Below are 19,042 nucleotides of genomic sequence, written 5' to 3' on the forward strand. Positions count from 1 at the left end.
TCAGCCATAAAGATATTCCTGAATCTTGTCCTCAACTTCATGCTGATTCAATCCTTTTGCAAGAACCAGTTCGCTTATTAATATCTGTTTTGCACTTGTTAACATCTTCCTCTCACCGGTAGAAAGTCCTCTTTCTTTCTCTCTCTGCATAAGAGACCTGACAACATCGGCAACTTCAAAGATATCTCCACTTTTTATTTTTACCATGTTCTCTCTGTAACGTTTGTTCCAGTTTGCGGAAAATTCATGCTGGCTGCTCCCAAGAGCACTGAAAACCCTGTCGGCCTCGGAAATGCTTATAACATCGCGGATACCGATATCATTGACATTATTGGTGGGTATCATTACTTTCAGATCACCAATAGGTATTTTCATCACATAATAGCTGCATTTCTTACCAAGTATCTCCCGCTCCTCTATTGACTCAATAATTCCTGCACCGTGCATAGGATATACAATTTTGTCTCCTACGTTATACATAGTAACCTCCAAAAAACCAATGCAAATAATATTTGTCTTTTGTATATCCAGTATGGAAACTAAAACTTTGAATTGAATGGCTACCGCTTTCAATTCCCGGTAATATTTTTGGAAATTCCTCTTATGTTACAATTCTAAAAAAATCGTTCAATTTATGTTACAATTCTCAAAAAAATTGTTCATTATTAATGGTAAAATACTAAAAACGCACCATAGTGTGTTGAGTGCGTTTGATTGTCCTTTTCGGTATTAAATTCTCTTAGGACAAGTATACTACAAACGATAGGCCTTGTCAAAAGCTCCAGGGAATAAAATTTAATTTTTCCAATTTTCTTGTTTTTGTTTGACAGTATCTTGTAAATGAAAGTATAATAAAAATAGACATCCAAATATTGAGGTGAATCGCATGAAAGATATACTTATTGATGATTTTCAATATACTGCACAGGAGTTGTTGGTTAGAAATAAAAGTATTCTTGATTTGATTACAAAATTTCAAGATTCAAATTCCAGAGTAAACAGAGCAATTATTAAGTCAGTTACTCAATGTGGCTGTCTGACTATATCGGCGCATAAACAGGATATCCCGGAGGATGCCAGTTTCGATGAGATGAAAAGCTCTGCCGACGCACATGTTGGCGGAACACTCTGTGAAAATTGCCGTGACGCTGTAGAAAGAGATATGGGCAGAAATGTTTTTTATCTGGCATCCCTGTGTAATGCACTTGACTTAAACCTATATGATATTATTTTAAAAGAAAATGACAGAATCCGTATGCTCGGTAAGTATAACCTGAGATGATCCGAGGCTGGCCGGCTTATGTTCGCCGGCCTTTAATTATCCAATCCTTTTATTAATTCAACAAATTTAATTTAAATCACTTTTACATCATGTCTGACTATATTAATCAATTCTTGCTATTTGCTCAAGGATTTCCTTTGTAGTTTTAAGACCGGCTATTCCTTTTAACACACCGTTATGATGACTAATGATTTGTTCTGCCGGCAGGACCGGGCTGTCAAAGGTAGTGTGGGCATCCTTGACAAGAGTGAGTTCATATCCGGCCGAATAGGCTATCCTGCAGGTGGTGTCAACACAAAACTCTGTTTGCATGCCCGCTACAATCAATTTTTTGATTCCCAGCCCATCCAGTATTTCTTTCAGATTTGTGTTATAAAATGAATCTCTTTGAGTTTTTTGCACTACATATTCCTGCTCTAAAGGCGCTATTTCAGGGCATATCTGCCAGGTTGCCGTATCTTTTTGGTATTCATCTGCCGCAGTGTGCTGAACAAAAATTACCGGGATGTTGTTTTCTCTGGCCTTGAAAAGCATTTCCCTGATGTTGTTCAAAACTGCATCCCCATTATAAGGATACTCATTTTCATATGAGAACATGGCAACCTGCACATCTATAATCAAAAGTGCTGTTTCTTTCATATTTCTCCCTCCGCTCTTTGTGCTAAAATTTTATTCATTGCGTGCCTATATTTGTAAAAACTCAACCTTCAGTTGAATTTTCCAGGTCCTTTTTCATGCACAGGCTGTTTTCCATACCTATATAGGGACCGTAATTACCTATGATTTGATAACCACTGCTCCTGTATAGATTTATGGCTTCCACCTGCCTTAAACCGGTCTCAAGGACGCAGGCTTTGTATCCCTGGGTCTCTGCAAGCTGTTCCAGGCTTTTCAGAATCAATCTGGAAATGCCTTGTTTTCTATATTCTTTCCTGACAAAAATACGCTTCAATTCCACTGTACCGCCGTCAAATTTTTTGAAAGCTCCGCAGCCCACGGCAGAAACGCCGGAATAGATTAATATGACATCCTTTATATAGTCAACCTTGTTATATTTATCATATTGCTGCTGTTCTTCCCCGTTCCGTTCCTGCAGGTCCCTGTCCAGCAGGGCTATCAGCTTAAGAAATTCACCGTCACTGCTGTCTGCCTTGGATATGCGCAGCTCGGGCTTTAAATCACCGGACATATATACACCTCTCTGAAAATTATATGAAATTAAGTGCTCCGTTTTCTTACATTGGTGAAACTACAGGCATGTATCAGCTAAAACGTATATCCGCTATTTTTGAAAAACACGCCTTATCACTTCCTGGAGCGATTTACATTCAACTATTTCTATGTTCTTAATATCCTGGGATCTTAACAGCGCATTCCTTGCTATGTAAACCTGTTTAAAACCCCTTCTGTCCAGCTCTCGTATTCTGAGCTCAAGAGAAGGTACTTTTTTTAATTCACCGGTCAGGCCCACATCTGATATAAACACAGTACTATTGGGTATATCTTTGTCATACACGGAAGACACAATGCTCATTATGATTGACAGATTTACCGCTGGCTCTTTAAACTTCAGCCCTCCTGTGGTTTTTATCACCACGTCCTTATCATACAGGGAGATCTTCCCTCTCTGCTCCAGAATGGATATCAAAGTACTCAGCTGTTCCCTGCGTACACATTCGCCGATTCTCGAAGGGAAAGGAGTGAAGGTTTTTGATACAAGACTTTCTATCTCGACTATTATAGGCCGGGAACCATCCTTTACCACGGTCAGTGCGCTTCCTGAGACCAGCTCGTTTTTGTCCCTGACGGTCATAAAGAACTCCGAGGGATTGTCTATAGAAATCAATCCGTTCTCGGTCATTGAGAAATATCCTCTCTCCCAGGTGCTTCCAAACCTGTTCTTGGACACCGACAAGCCCCGCAGTTCCTCCTCATTGTCTCCATCCAGTATCAATACTGCATCCACAAGATGCTCAAGGGAACGCAGGCCGGCGATTTCCTCATTTTTATTCATCTGGCCCACCAAAAAGACCGCGCGTGGTCTCGACGGATCTTTTGCCAGTTTAAGCAGTTCATTTGCACACTCCATTGTCTGCGTGGGAGATCCTGCCCGGGAGCCCGGAAAACCCTCCAGCACAAAGGTCTGGATACTGTCAACAATCAGAAGATCAGGGTCGATCTGTCCCACAACCTCAAGGACATTATCCATGCTGTTGTCGGAATATACCCATACTCCCGTCTCTATACTTTCAAAAAGCCTGTCGGCTCTGCTTTTGATCTGACTTTCACTTTCCTCGCCGGATACATATAATACTTTTAAACCGCCGGCAGCAACGTTGGCGGCAACCTGCAGCAGCAGTGTCGATTTTCCGGCGCCGGGCTTGGCGGTAATAATTGTTATGGAATCCCTTACAATCCCACCTCCCATAACTCTGTTGAATTCATTTATTCCGGTGACAATGCGGTCACTGTTGCTGGCTTTTACCTCTTTCAGCCGGGCTATTTTTTTTATTGCGCGGGGTGCAGCCGCTCTTCCGCTTTTCCTGGCCTCCACCAAAACTTCCTCAAGGGTATTCCAGTTGTTACACTCAGGACAGCGCCCAACCCATTTTGACGCCTCATAGCCGCAGTTGCTGCATTTATATATGGTTTTGCTCTTAATTTTAATCAACTCCTGTTATTTAAGATTCACACATTATGACTGGATTTTCATACTATATTAGTATTGGGACGTAAAGTCAACAAAGGTGTTTGGGAGATCAATATGGTTTCAAGGCTTAAGAAAATGTTATTTTATCTTAATCTCATGGTCAACCATGGAATTAGTATTACAACTATTTTAAACTCAAAGCACTCCAGCATCGATAAGCTCTAAAAGCACTTGAACGAACATGGCATGTGACCAGGTGAGCGGAATGACCCACTCCGGCCTGCCTGTCTCCTTATTTACCTGTTCAGGCAGCAGCCCCAGCTCTGTTTTGCAGTTGGCTGCCCAGAAAAGGTATTCTTTTGCCCTGCCGTAATTACCTGTTTTTACATGGTACAGCGCAACCCATAAAGTTGTAAGTACCCATGGATTGCCGCCGATATAACTGTCATTTTCATAGCGTTTGATGCCGCCTGTCCCATGTGAGGTCAGCGTTTGCTCAACCAGTTCCACCGTGTTTTTCATTCCTTCATCATCAGCGGAAAATACTTCAAATGGAACACAGAGCCCAACCAGGCTGACGTCGACTATCCAATCTTCGAGGGTAAAATCCCGGACATAGCCTTTCACATTTACCTCTAACTGAACCGAATTCTGTGAAGGCTCCTCTCCATAACCATTCAGCTTCACTCTCACACTTCTGATAAATCTGTTGAAATCTTCCTTCCAGAAGCAGTTAATTATAGATTGCTTAATATTATTGGCGGTCTTTTTCCAGCTCTGACTGTTTTCATCCTCCTTACCGAGTATCCGGGCTATTTCCGCAGCAGCTTCAAGTCCTGCCAATACCGCCGCCGATGAATATGCATGTTCTCCCAGCCTCTCTTCCCACAAGTCAAAACTTGGTTTTGGCAAGCCTGTATCGGTATCAAGAAATTGCTTTAAGAACTCTGCGCCTGCCTTGACACTATCCCATACTTGATGAAGAAATTCGGCTTTTTTTATGTAATTGTAATGATTGAGCATACCCCATAATATGGTACCCGTCTCATCGATTTGAAGTCCCCAGCACGGCCCCAGGTTTCCATCCATATGATATCTCTGGTGCCAGCTTCCGTCCTCATCCTGTACCGCAACTGCCCAGTTATAGAATTTGTCCACAAAAACATTCAAGCCTGCTTTGTCAAGGGCTTCGGTGATAAAGGCAGCATCCCTGCCCCAGCAGTAAGCATATCTTCCGCATTTGGTAAAGTATTCGTCAAGTTCGGGAGCTGCCATCAAACCTCCGCTTTTTTTATCATGCATTAGTTTGAATACCAGCAGAGACCGTTTATAAAGGTCGTCCAGCAAACCGTTGCCGGTATTGACCTGCCTTGCGCCATTAATATATTCCCTCCAGTATTTTTGTGCGGCGCTGAAAAGTTGTGCCGCTCCGAGATTTTTGCAGTCTCTGACCAGAGCTTTGCCTTCTTTCAGGCTGTAAGCAGCCGATATAAACAAATTGAAAGCTTTTACCTGATTTTTTGTAAAACTGCCCAATTCCCAGCATACTGCCGCATCCTTCATCATCCCTATATGATCCTTGCCAAAGAGATATGTGCTGACAGCAGCGTCATTGGCATTGTTTCCAAGCTGAAATCCACATACGGGTATATCTGAATAAACGGATATATAATTGTTGCTCCTGTAGTGGAGCAGTGCTTCATTTTTAAAATCAAACATAACTCCCGCCACATCGGGATTGGCATCGGCTGAGGCTGAAAAAACGACAAACCCCAGTTCCCTGGGCTCATTTGACAAATTTTCAATTTCACATTTTCTGACCAGTACATCTTTGTCAGGGTGAACAAAATCATATATCACTGCCCTGTAACCATCAAAATAATTGGTAACAGTACTTTTTATTATATTTGTATCAGGCAGGTACTCCTGACTGTGATCACACCTGTGATCGTTAAGCCACACGGTACTGCCGTTAATGTTTTTTATATAGATTCCGCAAAGCAGTTTATCAAATTGCTGAATAAAATCAATATTGGGCCAGAACAGCCTGAGCAATTCCGCCCTGTCGCTGAAAGTGGCCAGCATGGCTGAATTACCTGTTATAGCATTGTTATAGTAGGACTTTTGCATATACCCTCCGGAGTTGAATATTTCCTCGTCGTTTCTAACCGTTAAATACCTGGTCAATAATCTTTTTAATAACTTTTATTATAGCATATTAAGTTTCGGTCAAATTAGATCAAAATAAATATTTTTATTCGATTTTGTACAAACTATCTGGGAAGGGATGATCAAATGGAAACTATTATATATTACACAATATTTTATTTCAGTGAATTGATTCAGGTAATTATATTCATAGCCGGCTGTTATTTTTTCGGAATATCAATATTCGGCTGGATCAAGAAAAAAGAGAATGTTTCGGATATAAAACCTGAAAAAAAATTTGCTGTAGTTGTGGCGGCCCATAACGAAGAACTGGTCATAAGCCATATAATCGACAGTCTTTTTAAACAGAATTATCCCGGTGAATTGTTTGACGTATTTGTAATTGCCGACAATTGCACTGATAATACCGCTAAGATTGCAGAAGCCCATGGTGCCAAGATACATATCCGTGAGAATACTGCAAAACGAGGTAAAGGCCATGCTCTTGAGTGGATGTTTGAAAGAATATTCAAAATGGATATCAGATATGATGCCATTGCTGTTTTTGATGCCGATAATCTGGTGTCTCCGAATTTTCTTTCTGAAATGAATATCCAGCTTTGCCGCGGCCATAAGGTAGTTCAGGGTTATATTGACAGCAAAAATCCTTTTGACAGCTGGATTACCTGTTCCTATTCCATTGCTTTCTGGCTTTCCAACCGTATTTTCCAGCTGCCGAGATATTATCTCAGACTTAGCTGCGGTTTGTGCGGAACAGGTTTCTGTGTAGATACAAATGTACTTAGCGAATTGAAGTGGGGTGCAACCTGCCTTACGGAAGACCTGGAATATACAATGAAACTGGCTCTGAACGGAATTAAAATAGCCTGGTCCCATAAGGCCGTAGTCTATGATGAGAAGCCTATTACTCTTAAACAATCCTGGAGACAGCGTAAGCGTTGGATGCAAGGCCATGCCGACTGCGCCTCCAAATACCTGGGACCTCTTTTCAGGCAGGCTTTTTCCCAGGGGGATTTAATAGCTCTTGATTGTGCCCTTTATCTTTTTCAGCCAATACGCCTGATATTTGTGGGTATGATGACAATAATGATGTGGATTCAGACAGTTTATCCTGAGTTTCCGTTATTCAGCGTACAATATGTATTCCCTGTACAGGTCTGGTATGTGATGGGACTGTTTGAAATACTCTATGGACCTCTTGTTATTTTGGCTGAGAAGAAATTTAACATAAAGGTACTTTTAGGCTTCGTGATCTACCCGTTTTACTGCCTCACCTGGGCACCCATAGCGTTACAGGGGTTCCTGGAAAGGAACAACAAGGAGTGGAGTCATACGGCCCACACCAGGCAGCTAAGTATAGGCGATGTGGAGAATGGGAATTGAAGTCAATTGTTGAGGTGTTAATTTATATAATTTGTCTGCTATCCATACTTTCAACTTTATTTACTCCTTGCAGAAGAAACCTTATTTACAAAATAAAATTGTAGTAACTAGTCTTTATTTGTTACTACAATTTAGGCATTATATTGTTTCTTCCTCACAGCCCAAATTTTGCAATTTATTCCATTATACTCTTATATCCGTTCTGGAGGCATTTAACAAAACTATTATAATTGATTTTGTGAATTCAAATGCTTCTATAAATAAAAACATGATATAAAGCATTTTAAGTTGTAGTCTTCTATATATACTAATCTGTTTGCAGCAGTTTGAATCCAAAACCCGTCAATCCCTCATTTTCTATTGCTTTTCGAATACGCTCTGATACAATAATGTAATTTTTGCTTTCTTGCAAACGGAAAATGTCTAAATTGCTCTTAGAGGCATTCTTATTCAAAACGACTTTCCTAATAAATTTTATATATTTAGGGTCATCTTCCCAAGAAACATAATCAGATTTTTCCCAATCTAATGCTTCAACTGAATCAAGAACATTTATCACATTCAATGAATGACTATGCTCTTTTTTCCCAACTTTCTTTATAATTATGGGAAAGTATTGCATATTCATAATTTCTGATTTTTTAAAAACTTCAACTGCCTTATCAGTAAACATCAGCCACGAAAGAACATTGGGAACAAAGTCTAAAATAGTATTACCTTTTTCATAATAAAACTCAAGATCATCTGGCCACTTTTCAACATAAATTCCTCTCCAAAATAACCTTAGGTCGAACCCATTTAGATTATAATCGTTAACTAAAATAGGAATTTTACCTTTTGGTAATTTATCTTTAGAGTCTTCACTATATTCAAGTAAATAATATCTCAACCTATTACCCCCCTATCTATTTCCCATATGGATTCAAAGTTCCATCTAATAATTCCTGTTTCATAGCATTCAGTTCACTTCTTACCGCACCTTCAAGTTTATCTGTTCCACCAAACCTATCATAAACAGCATCTAATCTTCTTTGTACCTCCATATGGTATGTATCTGTATGCCTTCCTCTATGGTTAACTAAATCAACAAGATTGTCAATATCTTTACTTACATCAATTCCTGTTTCCTTAAATGCAGGGTGGTTCTTAAAATCAAATTTTTTACTCTTATCTGTAGCTATATGATGCTTTTCAGTTTTACTCCCCACCTTAGAACGATCTTTATTTTTATCACCGGAAGTAACAGTTTTTATCGTTCCTGCCAAATTCCTTACTTTAAGTTCAGCTATTTTTTCATTTTCTGGAGCTTCCGCTTCTGTTTGACCTCTAATTACTTCTACATCATTTAGAATATTCCTCCTTTTAAGTTGATCGCCAAATGGTTCTCCTTTTCCACTGGCCATCATAACAACATTTCTGTTCTGGCCTTTTTCCACCCACAGTTCATGGGTTTCGTTGCCCAGCTTGAATTTGACCTTCGGAGTGAGCATTTTCCTTATGGCGCCTGTTATTTTGGCTGCTCCGGCTGCCAGTATCTGCATTCCAAGCTTCTTAAGGTTTATTAGGCCTAGTGTCATGAGGTTGTTATGTATGCCGCTCCTGACGGTTCCGAGGATGTCTCCTCCGCCTTCTGCTTTGCTGCCTCCCTGGGCCTGTCCGGGTTCCTTGCCGCCTGCTTTGCTTTCGTTTTTGCTCTGGCCGCCTATTCCCATGGCTGTCATGAGTTTGGCTCCGCTGCCCATGCTGGATAAGGTTGTTTTCTCGGCACTGTCCACCATTCCTGTTGTCTGGTCCGTTACCTGGTCTATCATTCCTCCCACTGTTTTTACAGGGCCCTCCAGGGGTTTCATTATGCCCTGTACCGGACCTGTGCAGCTGCCGATTTATCCGGTGCTCTGGTGTACATCCTTTTCAACTCCTAAAATTTATTCTCCATAAATTTATTCCTATATTGAATAGTAAATTTTGAAGTTGATTTAACACCCGGATTTTAAGATTTTTTCTGCAATAAAAAATTGATATGAGAAAAAGCCGATTCCAAGCAGAATCGACTTTTTCTTTTTCCGCCCCTAACAAAGGGCACAGCTTATTCTTTTCTTAACTTTAAAGTTTATTTTTAATAAGCTCTATAATTTTATTACCTGAATTTTATATCATCACGCTTTTACCAAATTTCCCGTTTTCCGGGTTACAACAATATTGTCACCGTCCATGCCGACTTTAATGCTGTCTCCGGCTTTAACCTTACCTTCCAGCATTTCTTCGGCAAGTTTATCCTCAACCATGCTTTGAATAGCACGCCTTAATGGTCTTGCCCCGAATATGGGATCATAGCCCTTTTTGGCCAGATGCAGAAGAAGCTCTTCACTTATTTCAAGATCTATTTCATTGGCTTTAAGCCGCTTGACAAGAACATCCGTCATAAGTTTTACAATCTCTCTGATATTCTCCTCTGTCAACGGGTGGAATACAATAATATCGTCAATTCTGTTCAGGAATTCGGGTCTGAACATTTTTTTCAGTTCACCCATTACATTGCTTTTCATATCCTCATAGTTTTTTGCACTCTCGTCCTTTACTGCTGAGAATCCAAGGCGTTTTGGCTCGGTAATGGTTCTGGCTCCCACGTTGGAGGTCATGATAATGATGGTGTTCCTGAAGTCCACCACTCTGCCCTGGGAATCTGTCAATCTGCCGTCTTCAAGAATCTGAAGCAGTATATTGAATATATCCGGATGGGCTTTTTCAATTTCATCAAAGAGCAGCACCGAGTAAGGTCTTCTCCTCACTTTCTCGGTAAGCTGTCCCCCTTCATCATATCCCACATATCCCGGAGGTGAGCCCACAAGCTTGGATACGCTGTGCTTCTCCATAAACTCCGACATATCAACTCTTATCATGGATTTTTCATCTCCGAACATTGCTTCGGCCAGAGCTTTACACAGCTCTGTCTTACCGACACCCGTGGGTCCGAGGAATATGAACGAACCAACCGGACGTTTTGGATCCTTTAATCCGACCCTTCCTCTCCTGATAGCTCTGGAAATTGATTTAACAGCTTCATCCTGACCTATTACCCGGTTGTGAAGGGTATCTTCCATTTTAAGCAGCCGCTCGGATTCCTCCTCGGCAAGCTTCTTGACCGGTATGCCGGTCCAGCTTGCCACTATATCGGCTATATCGTCGGCAGTTACAGTATCGGTTTTGGTTTGATTTCTTTGATGCCACTGGTCCTTGACTTTTTCAAGTTCATTTTTCAGTTTCTGTTCTTCATCTCTGATTCTGGCGGCTTTTTCAAACTCCTGACAGCGTATGGAATCTTCCTTTTCCTTGCTCAGCTTATCCACCCTTTCCTCCATATCCTTAATATCGGGGGGAGCGGTAAAGGTTTTCAGTCTGATTCTTGAAGCCGCCTCGTCTACCAGGTCGATAGCCTTGTCAGGCAGGAACCTGTCTGTGATATATCTGTCCGAAAGCTTAACCGAAGCTTCCAGTGCATCATCTGTGATTTTTACCCTGTGATGTGCCTCATACTTGTCTCTGACACCTTTCAGTATTTCCACAGCTTCCTCCTTTGAAGGCTCTCCCACAGTGATGGGCTGGAATCTTCTTTCAAGAGCTGCGTCCTTTTCGATATGCTTTCTGTATTCATTTAATGTGGTGGCGCCGATGACCTGTATTTCCCCCCTTGCCAGCGAAGGCTTGAGGATGTTTGAAGCGTCGATGGCACCTTCTGCGGCGCCTGCACCCACGATTGTGTGCAGCTCGTCGATAAACAGGATAACGTTTCCGGCCTTGCGGATCTCCTCCATGGCCTTCTTCAGTCTGTCTTCGAACTCGCCTCTGTATTTTGCACCTGCCACCATCGAGGACAGGTCCAAAGTGACAACTCTCTTGTCACTGAGGATCTCTGGAATATTCCCTTCAACTATTTTCTGTGCCAGGCCTTCTGCTATTGCCGTCTTACCGACACCGGGCTCACCTATGAGACATGGGTTGTTCTTTGTTCTTCTGCTGAGTATCTGGATTACTCTCTCGATCTCCTTATCCCTGCCTATGACAGGATCGATTTTCCCGTCCCTGGCCATATCGGTAAGATCCCTGCCGAACTGGTTAAGCGTCGGGGTGGAAGAATTTGAGCTGCTGTTCTTGGGTGAACCGTTTGACCCCGGCGTCTCTTCATTCAATATCTTCACCAGTTCATTCAGCAGCTTTTGGGGGTCAACGCCCAGGTCCATCATAATTCTGACTGCTACACTTTCGCCTTCCTTCATTATTCCCAGCAGGAGATGCTCCGTTCCGATATAACCCTGCCCCATGCGCCTTGCCTCTTTAAATGCAAGTTCCAATACACGTTTTGTTCTGGGAGTGAATCCTACAGGTGTTTCCCCGGCAGTTTCACCTCTTCCGATAAGTTCGTCTATTTCCCTTGAAATTTTTTCTTCTGTTATTCCCTGTGCCTGAAGAACTCTTGCAGCTACTCCCGTTCCTTCTTTTACGAGACCTAACAGTATATGTTCCGTTCCTACATAGTTATGTCCCAGTTCAACAGCACTTTGCTGTGAAAATGAAATTGCTCTTTCTGCTTTTTCAGTAAATCTTTGATACATAATATCCTCCTTTCAAGCGCAACTCTATAGTAATTAATTGTTTTCCAATTTTTGAATTTTCATTCTAATCAGCTCTGCCCGCTTTACATCCCTCTCCTCCTGGTTCAGCTGCTTTCCGGCTATTTTCTGGAGAGAGGCAGGCTGTGAAAGCACCAGCATTTCATTTAATGCCAATATATTAATATCCTTTATTATTCCCATACTTACGCCAAGTCTAACATCCGAGAGCAATTTAAAGCATTCCTGTGTGGACAGGACCCTGGCATTTCCCAGGAGTCCATAGGATCTGAAAATTCTATCCTCAAATATATATATATTCTGCTTATACAGTTGATATCTCAGGGCCTTTTCCCTGTCAATAATTTGTTTGCAGATGGCATCTATTGCGGCTATGGTTTCATCGTCCTTCCGTCCCAGAGTAATCTGGTTTGAAACCTGAAACATATCCCCAACGGCCTCACTATTCTCGCCATAGATCCCCCGTACTGCCACGCCCAGCTTGGTGCAGCTTTCCAGGATGGATTTCATAAACCCCGACATCACCAGTGCCGGCAAATGGAGCATAACCGAAGCTCTCATCCCGGAGCCGATATTTGTAGGGCAGCTTGTAAGATAGCCATATTTGTTATCAAAGGCGTAATCAGCCTTTTCCGCAATAATTGAATCAATTTCATCGCATACCCTATATGCCTTTTCCAGCAGTATCCCCGAAAATATGGCTTGAATCCTGATGTGATCCTCTTCATTGACCATGATGCTGACATTTTCGTTTTCATTTATGAAAGCTCCGCTGTTTCCCTTGGATTCCGCCAGCTCAGGGCTTATGAGATGTCTCTCCATCAAAGATACCCTGTCAACGGGATGCATTGAAGTCATGTCGGCAAACATTAATTTTCCGTAATTTGAATATTCTGAAATGATGCTCTGCATTCTTTTTACAAGAGCAGCCTGGTGTTTTGGTGTCATTTTTGCCGAAAAGGGTATATCGGCAAAATTTCTAGCAAGTCTCACCCTGCTGGAGACAGCAACATCAAGTTCGGGGCCTTTTTCTACAGGTATTCCGTTCATTCTTCCACCTCCAGAGCACGTATTCTGTCACGGATTTTGGCAGCCTTCTCATATTCCTCTTTTTGCACCGATTCATTCAGGAGCTGTTTCAGCTTCTCTATTTCGTCGGGAACACTTACCTTACTGCTGACTCTTACAGGAACTTTTCCGTGATGCTCCGCATTTCCGTGAAGCCTCTTTATGATGGGGTCCAGTTTCTGCTGAAAGGCCTGATAGCATTGTGCACAGCCCACTCTTGAGGTTTTAAGAAACTCTTCGTATTCCATACCGCAGTTTTTGCATTTAAGTGTCTCAGGTGCTTCCTGTTTTACCTGAGTACCAAACAAACCATTGATCAAATCGTTAAACCCAAAGGGAGAAACAAATTCGGCATGGCTTATTTGATTGGCACATTGTTCACAAAGGTAAATATCTACCTTCGTATTGTTCATTATTTGAGTAAAATGCACATTTGCAGCTCTTTGCTGACAATTCTGACAAAGCATATTAACCTCCTAAGCCATTTTATGGCTTTGACATGTTATGGCTTTGAGCCGCAAGCGCGGCCACAAATCTCTTCACTCCTCATCCGCAATAAGGCGAATAAAGGAGGTTAACCCGACACTCTATACCAATAGACTAAGAATCATATTTTTAAGCAGCGTTGCCCTTATAATATCCCTATCCGGCATGGGAATGGCACCGACTACTTTATCGCTGGCGGCAGCCTTCATAATATAGCCTTCTCTTTCACTGATTACATCGTAATCAATAAAATTATTTATGAATACTTCAGCCGACTGCTGTGAAATACTGGTCCCCATCGAAGACACAATATGCATCAGATAGTTGCCCGGTCTTGTAATGTTAATCCTCTTGATCTTCACATGACCTCCGCCGCCTCTTCTGCTTTCCACATAATAGCCCCTGTCGGTAGTAAACCTTGTGGATATTACATAGTTAATCTGCGAAGGCACGCAATTAAACTGGTTTGCCAGTTCGTTCCTCTGTATCTCAATAGCTCCGTTGGTATCGGAAATCATTTGTTTTATAAAGGTTTCTATAATATCACTTAAGCTTGCCACAGCATCACCTCCAAATAGCAAAACTGATTTTGACTATCTTTGACCTTAACTAAAGTATATTATATTTTTTAATTGCTTGCAATCCTTTTTTATATTTTTTTCTGAATAAAGACAGACTTAATATCCACTTTATGGCTGCTTGTGGTCATGCCTGTTATGGGGATCGGTAATTTCGTTCAGCCTGTTTGCGATTTTGACCTGCTCCTGGGGTAATTTCCACTCCCAGTTGGAGGGTACAAATTCAGGGTACGGGGTGTTGACCTCCCCCGGGTTTTCCATATTTGTTACAGTTTTTACATCGGGATTATCTCTGGTTACCTTGTAATATCTCATAATTACCTCCACGGCTGATATAACTATTAATATAATTGTATTCTCATAATATCATTTACTATCATTGTATTTTTAAAAAAATACTTTCTGATGATATAGTTATAATCCCTCTTAAAACGACTTATATACGACGTAAAGATAATTGGCAAAATGAAATGATTACCTGTGTTTACAGCCGTATTTTTTGATAATGCAGCGAATTTTTGCATTATTAACGAAAAAAATGAGCTTGCAGAATTTTTCTGCAAGCCCGTTCCTATTTGAAAATTATTGGTTAAACTAATTTTATTTCGCTCCAACTTTTGCTTTGTTCTCGGCAACTTTTGTTCTCTGATAATCAAGAGCCTTCTGGTAATCTACCGAAGTCTTGTAATCTTCATAGTCTTTCCAAAGTTTGTCAAATTCTTCGTCGGATTTAGCCATCAACAGCTTGGGAAGAATTTCTCCCCATTTGTTTTCAGCCTTTGCAAGAATTTCTCCTTCATCGCTGTCTGCAACAGGTCTGTTGTTGTCATATACGCCATAGTGTGAGCTCTTTCCTTTTGCCCATTCACGATACTGGTCGAAAGGCTGGCCCGGATCCGGCTCCCAGAGATTCATCATTGAAGAATTGAACATCCAGATTTCACCGTAGGTGTTGTACTTCTTCTTGAAAGTAGCCATGTCGGAGTTCTTCATCTTGTTTATTTCAGGCTTTATAACAGGCTTATTGTCAACCATATCATAAGTCTCGCCTTCTCTTCCAAGGTAAAGGGCTTTCTGTCCGTCCTCACTCATGCCCCATGACATGAACTTGATAGCTCTGTCAGGATTCTTACAGTTCTTTGTGATCATAGTGAGCTCCCAGCCTGAATAACCGGTTGTGCTGAGCATAGGAGGATCCAGCTTGCTGTTTGCAGGTCCGTCAACAGAAATATAAGTTTCCTCCGGTTTGTTGGTATACAGCTGCCCCAGCGGTATCATGGCGTCCTTCCACTGATAGAACAGTGCAAAGTATCTGCCCTGCTGGATTTTTTCCTCGATTTTTGTTCTGTCGTCAACAAATACATCTGTAGGCATCATACCCATTTCATGAGCTTTTCTGAAGGTCTTGAGCCAGCTGATATATTCCGGATGAGGATTACCGCATCTGGTATCATAGAACTTTCCGTCTATTTCTCTGGGAATGGCAAGGTATTCAAGCAGGATATCCTCATAGGAATTGTTGCCTATCGATGTGAAATAGGTTCCGCTGAACGGTATTAAAGACTGGCCGTTGTCAACCTTCGGGAACTTCTCCTTTGCAGCCTTGAGCGCATTGAGGAATCCGTCGGGAGTTCTCATATCAGGCTTGCCTATTGCTTCATAGATATCCTTTCTAACGAGGAAGGATCTATTTGAGATAACATTATATTTGGTATTATCGTCAGGTGTATTGCCGTTGCAGGGATATCCGAAAAGATTTCCGTCCTTGTCCTTGTACCAGTTGACGATATCGGGGGCCGCAACCTTCCAGAAATACGGATCGTATTTGTCTGCCAGCTCATTTAACGGATATGTATATGCGTCGGTGGACAACTGGGGAACCTGCTGTTCGTACCATCCCAGCGTTACCATATCAGGCAGTGAATTTGATGCTATCATGGTATTCAGCTTCTGTCCTGCATTTCCAACAGGCACTATAAAGTTGATGTCAATGCCTGTCTGCTCCTTAATCAGTTCATGAGCAAGATTTCCTTTTGGATTGTCAAACCAGGTTTCGTTGACATACCAATCCAATTGCATTGGGGACGTATCCTTTTTCCAGCCTGGTTCTTCTTCGGCTGCTGTTGTACTTTCAGCCGCACCGGTAGATACCGCTGCAGTGTCCGAAGCCTTTGAAGTATCACTGCTGCCGGTGGGCTGGCTGCCGCCGCATGCTGCCAGCAATGTAACTGCCATAGTCAATGCCAGTACAAGGCACAGTAACTTAGCAATTTTAATCTTTTTCATACTATTCCCTCCTGTTAATTATGTGTTTTATATAATACTCAAGCAGCGCGCTTAAGCATTTATAATCAGTAGAAATTGAATATTGCTCATTCTTTTACCGATCCTATGAGCATACCTTTTACAAAGTGCTTTTGCAGGAAAGGGTATATACATACGATAGGGATTGTAGTAATAATCATTGTAGCCATTTGAAGCGATGTGGACGTAAAGTTTGTCTGGCTTACCGAACCTGCCATAAGGGATGTCTTGGCGGAATCCGAGGTCATGATTATTTTGTACAGATAGGTCTGTATGGGATGAAGCGCCTGCTTGTTTGTGTATATGATTCCCATGAAATAATCATTCCAGTTAAATACCCCGTTAAACAAAAGAATAGTTGCTATAACGGCTTTTGACAGAGGAAGTACTACCCTGGTAAAAACAGTGAAGTAATTTGCTCCGTCCATTTTTGCCGATTCCTCCAGGGCTTCCGGAATGGTTCTGAAGAAGGCCTGGAAAATTATCAGGTCAAAGAAGCTGAACATTACAGGAATTATATATACTATAAAATTATCAAACATGCCAAGGGTCTTGATAACTATAAAGGTAGGTATGAGTCCTCCCGAGAAAAACATTGTTACAAGCCCCATATTCATATAAACTTTTCTTCCGATCAGTTCCTTTTTCATAAAGGAATATGCCACCATTGCCGTAAAGAATACATGTGTGGCTGTTCCTACCAGAGTTCTGGCAATGGTAATGAAAAATGCAGTAATAATTTCATTGTTTCTGAAAACTTCCTTGTAGTTATCCCATGTAAACTTGCGGGGCCACCAGTAAAGTCCTCCCTGGGCCGAATCAAACCCGTTGTTCAGGGAATGTATCAAAACATACCAGATGGGATACAGGGCACAGAAACAAACCAATAACATAAATAATATATTTAATGTATCAAATACTTTAGATCCGATGGACGTTTTCATTTTACTCATATGCATCCCTCCCGTTAAACCAAAGACGTGTCTGTAAGTTTCTTTGATGCCTTATTTGCAGTATACAAAAGGATGAATGCAAATATCGATCTGAATAAACCTACTGCCGTTGCGTATGATAATCTGCCGTTTTCAATACCCAGACGATAGGCATAGATATCTATAACGTCAATAACATCGTATAGAACAGGCTTATAGAATACAAACAGCTGTTCAAAATTGGACCCCAGGAGGTTTCCTATATTTAATACAAGCAGAACTGCTATGGTTCCTTTTATTGAAGGCAGAATGACATTCCATACCCTTCGCAGTCTTCCTGCACCATCAATAACAGCTGCCTCAAACAGGCTTGGATCGATGCCCGATATGGCCGCTATGTAAATAATCGCGTTCCAGCCGATTTCCTTCCACGTCTCGGAGGTTATCAGTATTCCCCAGAAATACTGCGGCGTTCCGATAAGATGGATGGGCTCCTTCAATAATCCCACATGAACTAAAAGTGTAGTTATCAGACCCGAATCCGATAACCAGTTGTACATTATACCGCCTACTATTATCCAGGATAAAAAGTGCGGAAGATATGAAACTGTCTGAACAAATCTTTTGAACCTGGTAGATAACAGCTCATTTAAGAGAATTGCAAATAGTATCGGTATGGGGAATCCAATTATCAACCTTAAGAGGTTAAGACCGAAGGTATCCTTCATAACCAGCCAGAAACGGTCATCTGCAAAGAATTCGGTAAAATTCTTAAAGCCTACCCATTTGGAACCCAGCACTCCTTTTGCAACATTGTACCGCATAAAAGCGATTATGATAAAATACATCGGAATGAAATTAAAAATTATCATCCAGATTACGCCAGGGATTGCCATGGCCTGTAAATCCCTTTGCGCCCATATTCGGGAGATCAGACCTAAAACACCCGATCTCTTTGTTCCCAGGTTTCTTTTTTGTGCGACAGGCATATTGGACAAGATAAACACACACCTTCCTCGTTTTTTGAGAGTAGCAGTACGATAAATGAACAGTATTTGTGTGGCTGACCATCATAAAGTCAATTATGTTTGAAGCCTTCGCCTTCCAGACAAACATGTGCTTTCAAGCATTTTATTTTGAGATGATAATTGACCTTGTAATTTTATTATAGTGTAAGCGGATGAATATAAACAGGTAAGCGGTTTTAGATTTGGTTCGTTTTTTTTGGTTGTTTTATACAAAAAAATTGCACCTTTTTTACCGGCATTTGTTGATTACTGCTACAACATACGATTGCAGGTAGTACAACTGCAGTAAATGTGAAGCTCCAGCCACAGGTGAAACCCGGTGTTAACCCTGTGACACTCCCGGCAATCTGATGGTCAATTTTGTAAATGAGCCCTTAATGCTTGTTATCTCTATGCCATATTTGTTTCCATAAAATAATTTGATTCTTTCATTTACATTTTTAAGTCCTATTCCGTTTCCTTTTTTCTCCAGGCGCATGTCGACGGAGATATCCGAGGTCAGAGCCTGCCTTACTTTTTCAAGACTCTCCCCGT

The 19,042-nt window shown here is 41.4% G+C and carries 18 protein-coding genes; 2 read left to right on the forward strand and 16 right to left on the reverse strand.

The window, feature by feature from the left end; genetic code table 11:
- The gene (locus CTER_RS16505) at positions 1-480 is read right to left on the reverse strand and encodes a CarD family transcriptional regulator (protein ID WP_004627208.1); all 480 of its coding nucleotides are present in this window, start codon (positions 478-480) and stop codon (positions 1-3) included.
- 406 nt (positions 481-886) lie between these two features.
- Here CTER_RS16505 and CTER_RS16510 point away from each other — a divergent pair, with 406 nt between their 5' ends.
- Positions 887-1,282, forward strand: coding sequence for a hypothetical protein (locus tag CTER_RS16510; RefSeq protein ID WP_004627263.1), 396 nt, complete (start codon positions 887-889; stop codon positions 1,280-1,282).
- Positions 1,283-1,384: 102 nt separating this feature from the next.
- Here CTER_RS16510 and CTER_RS16515 read toward each other — a convergent pair whose 3' ends face one another.
- The 4 genes from CTER_RS16515 to CTER_RS16530 form a co-directional block, all read right to left on the reverse strand.
- Positions 1,385-1,921, reverse strand: coding sequence for a cysteine hydrolase family protein (locus CTER_RS16515; protein ID WP_004627237.1), 537 nt, complete (start codon positions 1,919-1,921; stop codon positions 1,385-1,387).
- Between the two features lie 61 nt (positions 1,922-1,982).
- Positions 1,983-2,471, reverse strand: a complete 489-nt coding sequence (locus tag CTER_RS16520) for a GNAT family N-acetyltransferase (RefSeq protein ID WP_004627275.1) — start codon at positions 2,469-2,471, stop codon at positions 1,983-1,985.
- Positions 2,472-2,564: 93 nt separating this feature from the next.
- Positions 2,565-3,944 (reverse strand): DNA repair protein RadA, encoded by a 1,380-nt coding sequence (gene radA / locus CTER_RS16525; RefSeq protein ID WP_200859475.1) that lies wholly within the window; start codon positions 3,942-3,944, stop codon positions 2,565-2,567.
- A 183-nt stretch (positions 3,945-4,127) separates the two neighbouring features.
- Entirely contained in the window at positions 4,128-6,062 is a 1,935-nt protein-coding gene (locus CTER_RS16530) for a glycoside hydrolase family 15 protein (protein WP_004627197.1), read from the reverse strand.
- Between the two features lie 165 nt (positions 6,063-6,227).
- Between CTER_RS16530 and CTER_RS16535 the strand changes: the two genes are divergently transcribed.
- Positions 6,228-7,484, forward strand: a complete 1,257-nt coding sequence (locus CTER_RS16535) for a glycosyltransferase family 2 protein (RefSeq protein WP_004627236.1) — start codon at positions 6,228-6,230, stop codon at positions 7,482-7,484.
- A gap of 307 nt (positions 7,485-7,791) precedes the next feature.
- On the opposite strand, the gene CTER_RS16540 is transcribed toward CTER_RS16535, so the two are convergent.
- The 11 genes from CTER_RS16540 to CTER_RS28355 form a co-directional block, all read right to left on the reverse strand.
- On the reverse strand, positions 7,792-8,373 hold the full coding sequence (locus tag CTER_RS16540) for an imm11 family protein (RefSeq protein ID WP_004627324.1): 582 nt from the start codon (positions 8,371-8,373) through the stop codon (positions 7,792-7,794).
- 16 nt (positions 8,374-8,389) lie between these two features.
- Positions 8,390-9,334, reverse strand: a complete 945-nt coding sequence (locus CTER_RS16545; protein ID WP_004627302.1) for an AHH domain-containing protein — start codon at positions 9,332-9,334, stop codon at positions 8,390-8,392.
- Between the two features lie 306 nt (positions 9,335-9,640).
- Positions 9,641-12,094, reverse strand: a complete 2,454-nt coding sequence (locus tag CTER_RS16550; RefSeq protein WP_004627268.1) for an ATP-dependent Clp protease ATP-binding subunit — start codon at positions 12,092-12,094, stop codon at positions 9,641-9,643.
- A gap of 33 nt (positions 12,095-12,127) precedes the next feature.
- The gene (locus CTER_RS16555) at positions 12,128-13,162 is read right to left on the reverse strand and encodes a protein arginine kinase (protein WP_004627304.1); all 1,035 of its coding nucleotides are present in this window, start codon (positions 13,160-13,162) and stop codon (positions 12,128-12,130) included.
- Positions 13,159-13,647 carry a UvrB/UvrC motif-containing protein gene (locus tag CTER_RS16560; protein WP_004627195.1) on the reverse strand — a complete coding sequence of 163 codons (489 nt, stop codon included), beginning with the start codon at positions 13,645-13,647 and terminating at the stop codon, positions 13,159-13,161. The genes CTER_RS16555 and CTER_RS16560 overlap by 4 nt, the downstream gene beginning before the upstream one ends.
- A 120-nt stretch (positions 13,648-13,767) precedes the next feature.
- Positions 13,768-14,226 carry a CtsR family transcriptional regulator gene (locus CTER_RS16565; protein ID WP_004627321.1) on the reverse strand — a complete coding sequence of 153 codons (459 nt, stop codon included), beginning with the start codon at positions 14,224-14,226 and terminating at the stop codon, positions 13,768-13,770.
- A gap of 129 nt (positions 14,227-14,355) precedes the next feature.
- Positions 14,356-14,559, reverse strand: coding sequence for a hypothetical protein (locus CTER_RS16570; RefSeq protein ID WP_004627262.1), 204 nt, complete (start codon positions 14,557-14,559; stop codon positions 14,356-14,358).
- 285 nt (positions 14,560-14,844) lie between these two features.
- Positions 14,845-16,530: an extracellular solute-binding protein gene (locus CTER_RS16575; RefSeq protein ID WP_004627264.1), complete on the reverse strand. Its 1,686-nt coding sequence runs from the start codon at positions 16,528-16,530 to the stop codon at positions 14,845-14,847.
- A gap of 86 nt (positions 16,531-16,616) precedes the next feature.
- A complete protein-coding gene (locus CTER_RS16580; RefSeq protein WP_004627290.1) occupies positions 16,617-17,501 on the reverse strand; it encodes a carbohydrate ABC transporter permease in 885 nt (294 codons plus the stop codon).
- 14 nt (positions 17,502-17,515) lie between these two features.
- Positions 17,516-18,487: an ABC transporter permease gene (locus CTER_RS16585; protein ID WP_004627291.1), complete on the reverse strand. Its 972-nt coding sequence runs from the start codon at positions 18,485-18,487 to the stop codon at positions 17,516-17,518.
- Between the two features lie 343 nt (positions 18,488-18,830).
- Positions 18,831-19,042, reverse strand: a 212-nt coding sequence (locus CTER_RS28355) for a sensor histidine kinase (RefSeq protein ID WP_004627191.1), incomplete at its 5' end; no start/stop codon positions are given.

Origin of the sequence: Ruminiclostridium cellobioparum subsp. termitidis CT1112 (assembly GCF_000350485.1) — a bacterium.
Taxonomy (GTDB): Bacteria; Bacillota; Clostridia; order Acetivibrionales; family DSM-1351; genus Ruminiclostridium; species Ruminiclostridium termitidis.